This window comes from Kitasatospora sp. NPDC001159 (genome assembly GCF_053598235.1).
Map to the genome: position 1 here is coordinate 1 of NZ_JBSFJV010000083.1, position 13,294 is coordinate 13,294.

Here is a 13,294-nt window from a genome sequence, read left to right on the forward strand (position 1 = left end):
TGCAACCCCGCCAGCGCCGCCTTCCACTCCTCGACCTGCCCCACCCCAAGATCAACCACTCGCCAAGTCAACCATGATCAAGTGCGGTTGCAGTATTAGTGCACAGATGACTGCCAGACAGCTACGCGAGGACAGGAATGCGTCGTGCCACGAACCAGCCGGCGACGGACAACGCGGCCATGCCGGAGACCGACACTGTCAGCGCCTGCTCCCTGGCGTGTGCGTTGATCCGTACCAGCTCGTCGGCCGATGCCCCCGTGATGCCCCGTGACGTAACCTTCGCTCTCAGGGCGTCGTCGGACGCGGCGGTGATCTGGACCTGCTGCTCCAGCGTCCTCGTCACCAGCTCCTTCTGAGCGGTGGACAGGACGCTGCTGTCGTTCACGCCGACCTCGAACGTGTACAGCAGCGCCGGCGTCAGCAAGGCACCGGCGATTGCGACTCCGAACGAACTTCCCAGATAGCCGGCCGTGCGGGAGAGCCCCGTCACATCGCTCACCTCATCCGGCGGAGCTGCCGACTGGACGAGGTCGGTGGTCGTCGTGGCCATGCCCCGGCCGAGCCCGATGAGAAGAATGCCCGGTGCGAGTGCCAGGCCCACGGCTGACATGCCCTGTGCATGAGGGCTGAACAGGACGGCGACAGCGCCACAGCCGACGGCCATGAAGACGAACGCCCCCATCGCGGCAGCACGGTGGGTCATCCGCCCGCACCCGATGCGCCGGGCGGTCGGCACGGCGGCCATCATCAGCCCCACGGAGGTCGGAAGCAGCACGATTCCGCAACGCAGCGCGTCGAATCCAAGGGTCGTCTGCAGGAAGACCGGTACCAGGAAGAGCGCGCCGTTGGGCACCAGGATCTGCATCAGCTGGGTCGAAGTCCCGTCTCGGATGGTGCGGTCGCGCAGCACCGACACCCGTACCAGCGGATCCCTGCCGCTTCTGACGAGGTGTCGTTCCCACCCTGCGAAGGCGGCCATCACCACCAGCCCCATGCCCGACAGGACGGGAACGGGTGACAGACCACCACGTCCCAGCAGCGTGTGGCCGAGCACCACGAAGTCCTGCCGGGCCCTGAGCAGGCCGTACCGCCCCGCGAACAGGCTCGCGACGACGAGCAGAGCCAGTCCGGTCGCGGACAGCACTACCCCAAGGACATCGAAGCGCGGTCCGGTGCGTACCGGCAATCGTCCGGCATCGGCCGTGCGCCGGATGAACCATGACACGGCCAGGGTGACCACGACTTCCAGGAGGAACGACACGCGCCAGTTCAGATAGTTGGTGATGAGACCGCCCAGGACGGGACCGGCCGCCGCCCCGATTCCGGACGTCATGGCCAGCATGGACAGCGCCTTGGTGCGGACGGCCCCGGTGAAGGCCGCGGTGAGCATCGCCAGCAGCGCCGGAAGCATCAGCGCGACGCCGAGCCCCTGGAACAGAGACCAGCCGAGCAGCATGAACAGCAGGCTCGGGGCGAAGGTGGTGATCAGCGCTCCAAGGGCGAAGATCCCGCCACCGAGGACGAAGGTCCGCCGGTATCCGTGGCGTGCGCCGAACTTGCTTCCGGTGATCAGGAACGCGGCGACCACCAGGGCGTACAGCGAAATCGCCGACTGCACGCCGGTCAGCGTGGTGTGCAGGTCCCCGACGAGCGCCGACAACGCCACGTTCATCGCGGTCGAGGTGTAGTTGATGAGAACGTTCTCGGCGGTGAGGAGGACGAACAATGTCCTGGCGGTCGGGAACGCTCCTTCCTCGGCCGGGCCCCCGGTCCGATGCATTCCCTTTCGCCATCGCACGAATCCAGCCTGCCGTTCGATCGCTCCGCCCAGACAGGCCCCCCTGCCGCCAGGGCCGACTCTCTTCTCCCGATCCCCTGGTTTAGAGTGCACGCCGAGCACACCGCAAGCTCGCTGGACGCGCCAACACCGACCCACGCGGCCGACACGGCGCGCGGCTCACCCCTGGCAGGCTGCCGAGCTCCCGATCGGTCGGGGCGGGCAGCACCAGCGGGCCCAAGTCCTGGGCGGCGCGGGCGTTCGCGCCCCGGGCGTTCACGCACTCCCCGCGATCGAGCGCGCCCTTCACCTGGAGCACCCGGAGCCTGCGCCAGGCCCAGCGACTCCCGGCCACTGCCCTCGCAACGAGGGCGACCAGGCCGACACCGACGCGCTTCCCGACGGAGCCCCCCGGTATGGCGCGCCGTGGCAGAGGCTGACCGGGGGCTGCTGGGGGCGCGCTTCATCCCCTGAGCCACCGCCCCGAGGACCGACGCACCGCTTTGCCACGGCCGACGAGACGCATGCTCGGGGGGCGGCGCAGTCCCCGGTGGGCGCTGTGAAGGTGAAGTATTGGCGGTTGTGGCAGAGGCTCGCGATTGAGAGAGCTGGAGGTCGACGGACGGTCATGCGAAAGTGGACATGGCAAACTCGGTGTCTTTTCCGCTTCCCGCGCACTTCGAGCGGGTCCGCCCAGGACCCGTGCGCGGTGGGCGACGGGCTGGAGGATGTGTGGAAGACTTCGGCAAGCAGTCGTTCGAGTCGGTGTATCAGCAGCCGCTCCCTGACGAGTACTTCCGCACTCTGGCGCCGTTGCGGTACCGCATGCCTGACTTCTGCGCCAACCTGCTGCCCGCCGTCGTCGCCGACATGCGGCAGCGCACGGGCCGCCAGCAGCTGAAGGTCATCGACCTGGCCTGCAGCTACGGGATCAACAGCGCCCTGCTCAAGTGCGGCCTGACGTTCACCGATCTCGCGCAGCGCTGTCTCGCCCCAAGCGACACAACGCGCAAACCTGGCGAGGAGATCGCCCAGGACGCCGCGTGCGTCAAGGCCGGCACCGTCGACCCCGACCTCACCGTGGTCGGCGTCGACGTGTCACATCCGGCGATCGCCTATGCTCTCGCGACCGGGCTCATCGACGCCGCCGTGACCACCGACCTCGAACACGCCGACCCCGCCGACCACGAAGCCCAAGCGCTCGCGGGAGCGGATCTGGTGCTGGCGACCGGCGCATTCAGCTACCTGGGCGCCACGACCTTCGACCGGATCCTGACGCTGCAGGACCCGGCACCCGTCGTCCTGGGCTGGCCGATCTACGGCTCGTCGACCACGGAGGTGGAGGACTGCCTCACCGAACACGGTCTCACCGTGACGCACCCCCAGCCGACCCCACGCCACCAACGGCACTTCGCCAACGCCCGTGAACGCGACGCCTACCACTCCGCACTGCGCCGCACCGGGCTCCCCTACCTCGGCACGGCCGCCCAGACCAGCCTGTGCGTCACCCCGATCCTCGCCCGACCCCGGTAAGCGATCCCGCCCGCTCCGGGTGGGCGTACGGGTCGCGGGAGAACTCGGCGTGCCGCTGCCAGGTCACCACCTCGCTGTCCTGGCCGAGGATCTCCACCCCGGCCGGCAGCGCTTCCCCCTCCGGCGTGGTGCCGGACACCAGGCGCGGGCGCTGAGCGAAACCGCCGAGGCCGAACAGCAGCACCGAGCGGACCGCACGGGAGGCGAGGTAGGCCGCCTGCCGCTGGCGCAGCGGCAGGCACGGGCCTCCAACCTCAGCGATGACAGCTGTACCGATCGTCCTGGGCCGGGCTCAGGCGAGGTGCGGTACGAGCAGGTCGTCGAGGCCGATGCGGTGGTAGAAGGCGGTGCGCACCATGTCGCCGACGCGGTTGACGGTCTCGGCGCCGTCGTCCACGGGGTCGATGTGGACGCGGAAGGGACGCTGCCCCTTGGGGGTGTCGACGACGCTGACGATCGCGGCGGCGACCTCGGCCGGGTCCGCGTCGGGCGGGGTGATCTCCGCGAGGCGGGCGCCGACCTGCTCCGACAGGTCGGCGTAGCGGGTCTCGTAGGCCTGGGCGACGGTGGTGTCGGCGGGGCGGCCGGAGTGGGCGAAGTGGTTGGTGCCGGAGGTGAAGGCACCGGGGACGACGATCGTGGTGTCGATGCCGAAGCGGGCGACCTCGGCGGCGTAGGTGACGGCGAGGGAGTCCATGGCGGCCTTGGCGGCGAAGTAGGGGCCGAGGTAGGGCGGGGTTCCGCCGCGGGTGCTGGTCGAACCGACCCACACCAGCAGGCCGTCGCCCTGCCGACGCAGGTGGGGCAGCACGGCGCGGTTGACGCGCTGGGTGGAGGCCGCGTTGACGTCGAAGACCTCGTGCAGTTGCTCGGGGGTGAATGCTTCCAGCGGGCCGAGGACCATGTGGCCGGCGTTGTGCACGACCACGTCGATCCGGCCGGACTCGGCGACGATCGCGGCGATGGCCGCGTCCACGGACGCCTGGTCGCTGACGTCGAGTTCGACGCTGCGCAGGTCGACGCCGTGTTCGTGGGCGTAGCGGGCGGCCTCGGCGACGGCGGGGCGGTTGCGGCCGGTGGTGTGGCGGATGCCGGCGTAGACGCGGTGGCCGGCATCGGCGAGGGCGCGTGCGGTCATGGCGCCGAAGCCGCTGGAGGCGCCGGTGATGAGAACGGTCCTGGACATGCTGTTCACGTTCCTTTCGAGTGTTTGGGAAGGGGTGGGTTGACGGGTGCTCAGATGACGCCGCCGTTGGCGTAGAGGACCTGGCCGTTGACCCAGCGGGCCGGGCCGGCCAGGAAGGAGACGACCTCGGCGATGTCGTCGGGGGTGCCCAGCCGCTCCAGGGGCGACATCTTCGTCAGGTGCTCGACGACGGCGTCCGGCTTGCCGTCCAGGAACAGGGCGGTCGCGGTCGGGCCGGGGGCGACGGCGTTGACGGTGATGTCGCGGCCGCGCAGTTCCCTGGCGAGGATCAGCGTCATGGCATCGACGGCGCCCTTGGTGGCGGCGTAGGCGGCGTAGTTCGGCAGCGCGATCTTCGTGACCGAGCTGGAGAAGTTGACGATCGCACCCCCGGAGCGAACGCGGCGGGCGGCCTGCTGGCCGACGACGAAGGTGCCGCGCACGTTGATGCGGTGCATCCGGTCGAAGTCGGCGAGGTCGAGTTCGGCCAGCGGAGCGAGCAGCATGATCCCGGCCGCGTGCACCACGACGTCGACGCCACCGAAGCGCTCCTCGGCCGCGTCGAACAGCGCGGCGACCTCGGCCTCGTCGGCGACGTCCGCCTTGACGGCGGCGGCGGTGCCGCCCGCCTTCTCGATCGCCCGCACCGCGTCCTCGGCGTGCGCCGGGTTGCCCGCGTAGGAGACGACGACGGCGAGGCCATCGGCGGCCAGGCGCTCGGCGGCGACCCGGCCGATGCCGCCGGACCCGCCGGTGACGACGGCGACGCGCGGGGTGGCGGTGCTGGTGTTGATGTTGGTCATGGCGAGGCTCCTTCTGCCGGCGGGTGGCGCTCCGGCCAGTAATGGACGGCGCGTCCATATTAGCGAAATGTAGACGCGGCGTCCATATAATCTGGGAGGGAGACACGAACCGACCCGAGGAGACTGCGGTGACCAGGGCATCGACACCGAGTTCAAGCACCAGCCCCACCCCGGAGGGCGGCGCCCCCGTGCGGCGCGGCCGGGGCAGGCGACCGGCCGACGAGGTGCGCCGCGACATCCTCTCCGCCGCCGGCACGCTGCTGTTCGGCGAAGGCATGACAGGCTTCACCATCGAGCGGGTCGCCGCGACGGCGGGCGTCAGCAAGATGTCGATCTACAAGTGGTGGCCCTCAAAGGGCGCGCTCGCCCTCGACGGATACTTCACCGCGGTCGAGAACACCCTCGCCTTCCCCGACACCGGAGACATCGAGGCCGACCTGCTCGCCCAGCTGCGCGCCTTCGTCCACCTCACGGTCGGCACCCCGGCCGGCCGGGTCATCACGGAACTGGTCGGCGCGGCACAGACCGACCCGGACCTCGCCACCGCCTTCCGCGAGCACTATTCCGGCCCTCGCCGCCGCCTGGCCGTCGACGTCCTGCAACGAGCCCAGCGACGCGGTCAGCTGCGCACCGACGTAGACCCGCGCATCGTCGTCGACCAACTCTGGGGCGCGTGCTACCACCGGCTCCTGATCCCCGACGAGCCCGTCACCGAAGAGTTCGTGGCCGGACTCATCTCCAACCTGATGCACGGCCTGCGACCGTAGAGAGGTGGGACGGGCCTCGTCGACCCAGGCCACCAGCCGGGCTGTTCGGGGTGCGGCCTCTGAAGAGGGTGCCGGGGGCAGGCCGGGGGTGCCGTTGGGCCGGACACAGGGGGAGACGACTTCGTTGTGCTCACGCGTGCCACTACGCCAGCACGGACGACCTCCCGCATGAGTACTGGTACTCAAAAATCTCGCGGCCCCACAGGCGGCCGATCCGCTGATCACCTGGGCTGCGATCACGCTGATGAGCAGGTGGACCACCCACCCGCCGGTCCCGCCGGCAGGGGCAGCCGCCGCCCCACGGGCACAACGGGACGGATGATCGTTCTCGGAACCGTCCCAATGACCGGGGCCCGGACCAGTCGAGGGGTCTGGTCCGGACGTCCCGACTCTCCCACCGCCTTGGCCTTCCCGTCAGCGGATTCGCCCGCGCCCGGCGGTCGGCCGATGATGTGATTCATCCTACGGCCGGATGATCGGCCCGGACGGTGGGAAGGGACCGCGCATGGAGATGATCAGCAGCACCGGGTTAGGCGGCCGACCCTGGCCTGAGCTAATGCCTGACCACCGTCCGGTCCTGGCCGTCCCCGCCGCCCACGGCCGCCGACCGGTCCTCGAAGACGGCTGGGCCGACCGCGACACCGCCCCCACCCTGGCCGCCGACCCTCAGCCCGCCTGGTCCGCCGTCCTGAACGAATCCCACCTGGTCATCAACCGGCCGGGCGGCCTGACCTGGTTCGACGGCGAGGTCGCCGCCACCCGCGAATGGCGCCGCGCGATCCGCGTACACCGCACGCTACTGCTGATCACCGGCCCCTTCACAAGCGTCTTCGACTTCCACGCCGCCGCCACGACAGGCCGGCTGTTCCTCCTCACGACGCCGATCGACCTGGCCAACGCCACCTGACTCCGGCTCCGTTCCGCAACGGCCTGCAGCGCAAGCCGAGCAGCCCGCAGCGCGTGCTCGACCTCGGTGGTGAACGCCTGCAGGTAGGACGGGACGTCGCTGGGCCTCTGGTTGAACAACCAGAGGCAAGCGGGACAAGCTCAGCCCAGATCGGGCGGCTGGAACCCTCGGGGTGGCCTGGTAGGCCCGACCCCGGCCGGGGCCGGTGTCACCCGCCGGGATGGCGGTTCCACCAGTGCGGGGCGCGGGCCGGCAGGTACTCGCCGCCACCGGGCGGGTCGACGTACTGCTGGGCAGGTCACGGGCCAAGGTGTCGAGCACCCAGGCGAGTTCGAGCCGACGCCGATCGCGACCGGCACACCGACCGGCTGGCCGCACTGCGCCGGATCGGCATGTCCAGGGCTGTGACGGTCCTGGTTTGTGGGCCGACCGGTGGACGATCTGTGTGACTGTTTCCTTCCGCTGATGGACCACTGCCGGCTTTGGCGCTCGCGAAGCTCCCGTCGCTGATCAGCAGCGCGTGCCCAACGGCGGGGCACGTCCTCATGGACGTGCCCCGCCGTTGGGCACAGGTCGGTTGGGTTACCAGTGCTCGTGGCGCTCGCAGCGCTCGTCGTGCTCGTGGCGCTTGATCTTGGTGGGGTCAGCAGCGGTGTGGCTAGTGGTGTCGCCACCTCCGAGGGCGGTGGCGCGGTTCGTCACCTCGGCGTGGGCCTCGCAGGAGACGTCGACCTTCAGGGTGATGGGAGGGTAGCTGCTCCCGGCGGAGAGGATGTCGCTACGGGTGCAGGTGAGGATGTTCGGGGTGCAGTTCCATCCCGTGCCACCGATGCTGTCGACCCTGAGCCCGGCGGGCAGGGTGTCGTACACGGTGATCGTGGTGCCGTCGGTCGGGGCGGCCCCGACGGCGTTGCCCACGGTGATGGTGTAGGTGCCGTCCCGCCCCTGGGTGAAGTGCCTGGTGTGGGTCTTGGTGATGGTCAAGGACGGGACCGTGTAGGAGATGGTCACCTGGCCGTTGTGGTTCGCCGTCCCGATCGTCGACAGCGCATAGGACGTGCCGGTACCCGTGGGGGTGGCGAAGCTGCTGCCCCCACCACCCCCGCCCCCACCCGCCGAGGTGCCGCTGCTGTTGACGGCGCCGCTGCCGCCGCCCCCGCCGGCGAAGTACCCACCCCCACCGCCGCCGCCACCACTGATGGCAGTGGCGGCACAGCCGCCGTCGAAGCTGCCGCCGGCGCCGCCGGTCCCGACCGTGGTACCGGAGAACCCGCTCCCCGGCCCGCCGTTCGTGACCGCACAGAATGGAACGGTGCCGGCGGCCCCGCCGGCACCCCCGGTGCTGGTGCTGCCGCCGCCCCCGCCCTGCCCCGGCGAAGCCCCAGGGCCGGTGGCACTTCCCGCGGTACCGCCGGTGGCATCCGGCGTTGTCCCGCCGTTGCCTCCGTTGCCCCCCGTGGAGCCCGCTCCGGTGCCGCCGGCGGCGCCGCCGCCCCCGGCGACCACCAGCAGGGAGCCGCCCGTGCTGACGCTGGAGGCCCCGCCCCCACCCGGACCTTCGAAACGGAAACCACTGGCCGGGAAACTCCCCCCTGGGGCGCCGCCGTTGAACCCGCCGGCACCCGGCGTCCCGGTGCCGTTGCAGCCTTTGCCGCCGGTGCCGCCGACGTTGACGGTGAAGGTCGTCGGGGCGACGGTTTGCGGCAGGGTGGTCACCACCCGCGCCCCCGTCCCACCGGTCCCCGTGACGGAACAGGGGGTGCCGGTGTTGTCGGCGCCGCCCGCGCCGTCCGCGATGATCGTCACCACCGCCGCCGCCGGAACCGTCAAGGTCTGCGAAGCGCCGGTGAAGGTGAAGGTCTGCGACGGATCAGCCTGCTGCGCCCGCACCGGCACGGCCTCCACCGGCGCGGCGGCCACCGGTGGAGCCGCAGCCGCCAGCAGCGCCATACCGGACAGCAGAGTGCCCCCCACCGACACCGCCCCCACACCACGCTCCCCACGCCGTCCACCCGAGCCCGCCGGATCGGACGCAACGACGGCACCAACCGGGGCCATCCCACCGACCAGGGTCCTGTTGGACATGGCCGCGGGCAACTGACGGCTGACCCGGCACCACGGCAGATCGCCCTGTCCATGCTTGCGAGCACTCATCCGCAGGTTCACCTCTCCTCACAGCAGAGTGCCCCGCACCGCCCGAACGACAACGCACAAGCACCACAGGACACCTGTCGAAAAATCATGACAAAACACAATTAATTAAAGACCTCGACCCGATCATTTCGAGGTAGCGAGGTCATGAGAACCTCACGTGTCGCAGCGCCCCGCGCGAGCCGGCGAGAATGATGAGTCACATCATCGGCCCGGTCTCCGCCGCGCGTGGGCGAAGCGCTGTGGGGTGGTGACGGGCTTGTCGCCCTCGGCCCGGCCCTGGGTGATGTGGCGGTAGAGCAGGTTGAGGCTGCCCGTATACCCCAGTTCCTTGATCTCCCGGAACAGCTGCTTGACGGGGACGGCCGGGTCGGCGACGCGACGGGCTCGGAGGTGGTCGCGGTACGGGCCGGTAGGGGGGTGCGCGACGCTCGGCGGCAGTGCTCTGCGTATGAGCATGCGCAGGACGGTGGAGCGGGAGATCCGGCAGGCCAGCACGCGAGGCGGGCGCCCGCCCGGCCCGATAACTCCTTGACCGCAGATCCGAGTTGGTCGGCCAGGCGGTTGGTACGGCGCTGGTAGCGCGCCACGAGCCGGGAACCTGCTCGCGGAACGTCTGCCGCCCGCAGCCGAGCACCGCGCGCACCAGGTGCCGCAACCTCACCGAGACGACGACCCGCCGTCCGTCCACCGGCATGTCCGCGCGCTCCGCCCGTGGAACCTGTGCCCGCCCTGTCGGCGTCCCGCACACGGGGCGCGGCACTGGAGCCTCCCGGGTCCGCGCCGTCGCCCGGATCAAATCGCCTCGTCCGCCACATCCTCGATGACCAGCGCCGACAACCCCGAAAACACCACGCTCACAAGCTCGTTGATATCTCGCACACCATGCCAACGACGCCCGTCACCCGCACTAGCGCCGTGCCAGCCCGCGGGCTCAGGCGAGGGCGGCGACCAGCAGGGCGAAGGCGGCGATGATGACGGCGACGCGGATGTAGTGGTAGCGGTCCCAGCGGTTCATCTGCTCCTTCCAGTCGGCGGGCCGGTTCTCGGGGGTCCAGGTCTTGCCCCGGTTGTTGATCGGGACGAGCAGCAGGATCGACATGATCACGCTGAGGATCAGCAGTGCGCCGGCAGTGACGACCAGGCCGGTGCCGTGGTGGTGCCATCCGGCGATGGCCCAGACCGCGGCGAGGACGAGCGAGCCGATGTACCAGACCGGCATTACGGCGCCGAGTATCCGGCCCCCGTGGGCGCGGGCGAGTTGGTCACTGTCCTCGGGGAGGCCGTTGAAGATCGGGTTCATGACGAAGGCGACGGAGAACTCCACCCCCACCATCAGGCCGACGACCACGGTGGTGAAGACCTCGAGTGCGTTGAGCATGACGACCCCTCCGGGAACTAGCGCTGCTAGCTGACAAGGTAACGCTAGTACTGTCGCCGCTCACTTGTCTAGCGATGCTAGGATCGAGTCATGTCGGTACAGGAACGCAAGGAACGCGAGCGGGCGGCCCGCGAGCGCCTCATCGTGGCAACGGCCCGCGAACTCGCCGAGCAGCAGGGCTGGGACGCGGTCACCACCCGTCGGCTCGCCGAGCGCATCGAATACAGCCAGCCCGTCCTCTACAGCCACTTCCGCGGCAAGCGCGAGATCATCGGCGCCGTCGCCCTGGAAGGCGCCGCCGAGATGGCCGCAGCGCTGCGGGTCGCGACCTCCAGCGCGAACAGCCCGCGCGCCCGGGTTACCGCCCTCGCCCGCACCTACCTCGACTTCGCCGAGCGTAACCCGGCGGTCTACGACGCCATGTTCCAACTCGACGGCGGCCTGGCCTTCGCGGCCGAGGACACTCCCGAGCCGCTGAAGGACGGCTTCGCCGCCCTGCTGGAAAGCCTCGGCGAGGTCGCCGGGGACGGCGTTGACCCGGGACTGTTCACCGAGGTGTTCTGGGCGGCCCTGCACGGGCTGGCCACCCTGACCCGGGCAGGACGGCTCCCGCCGGCAGAAGCCGAGCGGCGGGTGGAACTACTGGTGGACCGGCTCGCCATCCTCTGACACACCGTCCGGGCGGAAGGCCAGCGGGGCCTTACGGCCCGGTCGGCCGCCGGCCTACGGCATCACCGCTCAAGAGCCACCGCACCGAGCACCGGCCGACACGAACGAGACCGAGTGTCGGGAATCCGACAGCCTCCATGCGACAGGACACCCGTGTCCTGTCGCATCGAGTTTCGCTGTGAATCTTGAGCTGAGCCGCAGTGTTGCCAGGTTGGTTGAGAACGCCGCGCCAGGAGGTCTCGGCGGAGGTGGCTATCGCGGAATTCGAGGCGGTCCTGCGGCGGTTCCCAGGATGGCCGACACCAGTCGGAGACGGGCGAGGAATCCGCGCTGTCCCTTCGGGCCGTCTCCGGCCGAGGCGTACTCCTCGCGATCATCGTGCGGCGGCCACGGCGTCGAGTGAGGCGGCGAAGGCGGCGGCGTCGGTCTCGTCGCCGAAGTGGTGGATCACGTGCTCGCGGATGTGTTCCTGCTGGGCGCGGGTGAAGGACGCGCAGGCGTCGTGGATGACGTGGGTGGTGTATCCGCGGTCATGGGCCTCGCGCAGGGTGGATTCGACGCACACGTGGGTGGCGAAGCCTGCCAGGTACAGGTCGGTGACGCCGAGTCGGCGCAGGATCAGGTCGAAGTCGGAGGGGCCGGCGAAGGCGCTGGCGCCGGCGCGGCCGCGCACGATCGGTTCGCCGGGGGCGGGCTGGAACGCCTTGGCGAATTCAACGCCGGTGCTGCCCTGGATCCAGGTGCCGGCCTTGGGGATCGCCGCGCGAAGGCCGAGCCGCGCCGGGGTCCAGCTCTCCAGCTCCGGTGCGCCGGGAGTGAGGACGAGCGGCACGTGCACGACGGGAACGCCGTGCGTACGGGCGGCGGCCAGCGCGGTGGCCGCGCCGTGTACGGCGGTGTCGAGCAGGCCGCGGTCCTCGACGAGGTGGTTGAGGCGGCCGTGATCGGGGTCGAGCCACTCGCGCTGGAACTCGATGAGGACGAGGGCGGCGTTCGGGCGTGCGGACATGACCGTCATGGTCGGGCTCCTTGTCCGAGAATTTCCAACTGGTGAGTTGGACACTAGCGCGAGCAGGCCCATACTTCCAACCCATCAGTTGGAGATGTGTCCCCGGAGTCGCGTCAGAACGCGAGCCTGCGCACCATGTCCACGACGGCGGCGCGCCGGGCGGCCGGATCCTCACAGGTCGCCTCACCGAGGATCATCCGGGCGAGCTGGGGCGCGGCGAACTGCCAGCCGGCGAGCGCGACGACGGCATACAGCAGGTCCTCGGGGGAAAGCTGCGCCTTGGCCTGCGCGGGGTTCGCGCTCTCCCGGCTCGCACGGGAGACCGTGGCGACCTTCTCGGCGTAGTAGGCGGCCCGCCGCTCCTCGCCCGCGACCGGAGCGGCGGCGTCGCCGCACAGCGACTCCCACTGCAACAGGCGTAGCAGGTGCGGATGGGCGAGGTGGTAGTCGAACACCCGGCCCGCGTACTCCGGAAGGTCCACCGTCCGTCCGTCCGCCTCCTCCATCGGCACGGCGGCGGCGAGCTGCTCCAGCTCGCGCTGCACCACTGCGGCGAACAACTGCCGCTTACCGCCGAAGTAGGGGTAGATCCGCTCCTTGTTGACCCCGGCCGCGGCCGCGATGCGGTCGATCCGCGCACCCTCGGGCCCGTACGTGGCGAACTCGTCCACGGCGGCGTCGAGCAACAGCCTCTTGGTCTTCGCGGTATCCCATGCCATGCGCCCAGCTTACGAAGCGTTGACGACGCCGGCCTTGAGCTCGCGGGCACGGGCGGCTTCGGCCAGGGCTTCCTCGTCCTCGACGGAAGGGCGGTGCGCTCCCTCGGGTTCGCGCGGACGGTTGTAGTGCCGCCGCAGAATGTCCTTCTCGGCGGCGACGTACAGCGCGGTGTCCTGGCCGAGGGTGCGGTCCAGGCGGAACATGCCGGGCGTCTGGGCGAGGAGCTGGCGCGGCCCGGACCAGGCCGGCGGCACGTGGACGGCGCGCACGGTGTCGACCAGGTCCGGAAACGATCCGGCGCGGCGGGCGGCGGCCAGGTGTGAGGACAGGTGCCGGTACGCGGACGGCGTGTTCGGGATCAGGGTCGGTAGTGGACTTGCCGGAGCGTGAC

The 13,294-nt window shown here is 70.4% G+C and carries 14 protein-coding genes and 1 pseudogene; 4 read left to right on the top strand and 11 right to left on the bottom strand.

The genetic code is table 11. The annotated features are described in order from the left end of the window. Positions 1-121: 121 nt before the first annotated feature. Positions 122-1,726 (bottom strand): MFS transporter, encoded by a 1,605-nt coding sequence (locus ACWC9T_RS31255; protein ID WP_449824413.1) that lies wholly within the window; start codon positions 1,724-1,726, stop codon positions 122-124. A gap of 783 nt (positions 1,727-2,509) precedes the next feature. On the opposite strand from ACWC9T_RS31255, the gene ACWC9T_RS31260 reads away from it, so the two are divergent. Next, entirely contained in the window at positions 2,510-3,310 is an 801-nt protein-coding gene (locus ACWC9T_RS31260; protein ID WP_449824414.1) for a hypothetical protein, read from the top strand. On the opposite strand, the gene ACWC9T_RS31265 is transcribed toward ACWC9T_RS31260, so the two are convergent. From ACWC9T_RS31265 to ACWC9T_RS31275, 3 genes are all read right to left on the bottom strand, one after another. Then, the gene (locus ACWC9T_RS31265) at positions 3,282-3,494 is read right to left on the bottom strand and encodes a hypothetical protein (protein WP_449824415.1); all 213 of its coding nucleotides are present in this window, start codon (positions 3,492-3,494) and stop codon (positions 3,282-3,284) included. The genes ACWC9T_RS31260 and ACWC9T_RS31265 overlap by 29 nt on opposite strands. A gap of 108 nt (positions 3,495-3,602) precedes the next feature. Then, positions 3,603-4,496 carry an SDR family oxidoreductase gene (locus tag ACWC9T_RS31270; RefSeq protein WP_449824416.1) on the bottom strand — a complete coding sequence of 298 codons (894 nt, stop codon included), beginning with the start codon at positions 4,494-4,496 and terminating at the stop codon, positions 3,603-3,605. Positions 4,497-4,546: 50 nt separating this feature from the next. After that, positions 4,547-5,299, bottom strand: a complete 753-nt coding sequence (locus ACWC9T_RS31275) for an SDR family oxidoreductase (protein WP_449824417.1) — start codon at positions 5,297-5,299, stop codon at positions 4,547-4,549. 128 nt (positions 5,300-5,427) lie between these two features. Here ACWC9T_RS31275 and ACWC9T_RS31280 point away from each other — a divergent pair, with 128 nt between their 5' ends. Next, positions 5,428-6,066: a TetR/AcrR family transcriptional regulator gene (locus ACWC9T_RS31280; RefSeq protein WP_449824418.1), complete on the top strand. Its 639-nt coding sequence runs from the start codon at positions 5,428-5,430 to the stop codon at positions 6,064-6,066. 556 nt (positions 6,067-6,622) lie between these two features. Beyond that, entirely contained in the window at positions 6,623-6,973 is a 351-nt protein-coding gene (locus tag ACWC9T_RS31285) for a hypothetical protein (protein ID WP_449824419.1), read from the top strand. Between the two features lie 582 nt (positions 6,974-7,555). On the opposite strand, the gene ACWC9T_RS31290 is transcribed toward ACWC9T_RS31285, so the two are convergent. From ACWC9T_RS31290 to ACWC9T_RS31305, 4 genes and pseudogenes are all read right to left on the bottom strand, one after another. After that, the gene (locus tag ACWC9T_RS31290; protein ID WP_449824420.1) at positions 7,556-8,947 is read right to left on the bottom strand and encodes a hypothetical protein; all 1,392 of its coding nucleotides are present in this window, start codon (positions 8,945-8,947) and stop codon (positions 7,556-7,558) included. 381 nt (positions 8,948-9,328) lie between these two features. Beyond that, the gene (locus ACWC9T_RS31295) at positions 9,329-9,583 is read right to left on the bottom strand and encodes a hypothetical protein (RefSeq protein ID WP_449824442.1); all 255 of its coding nucleotides are present in this window, start codon (positions 9,581-9,583) and stop codon (positions 9,329-9,331) included. A 38-nt stretch (positions 9,584-9,621) separates the two neighbouring features. Continuing rightward, positions 9,622-10,006 (bottom strand): annotated as a pseudogene (locus ACWC9T_RS31300) (ISL3 family transposase); the annotation flags it as partial. Between the two features lie 52 nt (positions 10,007-10,058). Beyond that, positions 10,059-10,505 carry an anthrone oxygenase family protein gene (locus tag ACWC9T_RS31305; RefSeq protein ID WP_449824421.1) on the bottom strand — a complete coding sequence of 149 codons (447 nt, stop codon included), beginning with the start codon at positions 10,503-10,505 and terminating at the stop codon, positions 10,059-10,061. A gap of 90 nt (positions 10,506-10,595) precedes the next feature. Here ACWC9T_RS31305 and ACWC9T_RS31310 point away from each other — a divergent pair, with 90 nt between their 5' ends. Next, positions 10,596-11,174 (top strand): TetR/AcrR family transcriptional regulator, encoded by a 579-nt coding sequence (locus ACWC9T_RS31310; RefSeq protein WP_449824422.1) that lies wholly within the window; start codon positions 10,596-10,598, stop codon positions 11,172-11,174. A 373-nt stretch (positions 11,175-11,547) separates the two neighbouring features. Here ACWC9T_RS31310 and ACWC9T_RS31315 read toward each other — a convergent pair whose 3' ends face one another. The 3 genes from ACWC9T_RS31315 to ACWC9T_RS31325 all read right to left on the bottom strand — a co-directional run bounded on the left by ACWC9T_RS31315 (position 11,548) and on the right by ACWC9T_RS31325 (position 13,172). After that, a complete protein-coding gene (locus ACWC9T_RS31315; RefSeq protein ID WP_449824423.1) occupies positions 11,548-12,192 on the bottom strand; it encodes a cysteine hydrolase family protein in 645 nt (214 codons plus the stop codon). A 104-nt stretch (positions 12,193-12,296) separates the two neighbouring features. Then, positions 12,297-12,902: a TetR family transcriptional regulator gene (locus tag ACWC9T_RS31320; RefSeq protein WP_449824424.1), complete on the bottom strand. Its 606-nt coding sequence runs from the start codon at positions 12,900-12,902 to the stop codon at positions 12,297-12,299. Positions 12,903-12,911: 9 nt separating this feature from the next. Further along, on the bottom strand, positions 12,912-13,172 hold the full coding sequence (locus ACWC9T_RS31325; protein WP_449824425.1) for a hypothetical protein: 261 nt from the start codon (positions 13,170-13,172) through the stop codon (positions 12,912-12,914). Positions 13,173-13,294: the final 122 nt, after the last annotated feature.

What these genes read in the sequence shown, in the direction of transcription:
- ACWC9T_RS31270 (WP_449824416.1), bottom strand. Translation starts at nt 4,496, where the DNA reads ATGTCCAGGACCGTTCTCATCACCGGCGCCTCCAGCGGCTTCGGCGCC.
- ACWC9T_RS31275 (WP_449824417.1), bottom strand. Translation starts at nt 5,299, where the DNA reads ATGACCAACATCAACACCAGCACCGCCACCCCGCGCGTCGCCGTCGTC.
- ACWC9T_RS31285 (WP_449824419.1), top strand. Translation starts at nt 6,623, where the DNA reads ATGCCTGACCACCGTCCGGTCCTGGCCGTCCCCGCCGCCCACGGCCGC.
- ACWC9T_RS31295 (WP_449824442.1), bottom strand. Translation starts at nt 9,583, where the DNA reads ATGCTCATACGCAGAGCACTGCCGCCGAGCGTCGCGCACCCCCCTACC.
- ACWC9T_RS31305 (WP_449824421.1), bottom strand. Translation starts at nt 10,505, where the DNA reads ATGCTCAACGCACTCGAGGTCTTCACCACCGTGGTCGTCGGCCTGATG.
- ACWC9T_RS31310 (WP_449824422.1), top strand. Translation starts at nt 10,596, where the DNA reads ATGTCGGTACAGGAACGCAAGGAACGCGAGCGGGCGGCCCGCGAGCGC.
- ACWC9T_RS31315 (WP_449824423.1), bottom strand. Translation starts at nt 12,192, where the DNA reads ATGACGGTCATGTCCGCACGCCCGAACGCCGCCCTCGTCCTCATCGAG.
- ACWC9T_RS31320 (WP_449824424.1), bottom strand. Translation starts at nt 12,902, where the DNA reads ATGGCATGGGATACCGCGAAGACCAAGAGGCTGTTGCTCGACGCCGCC.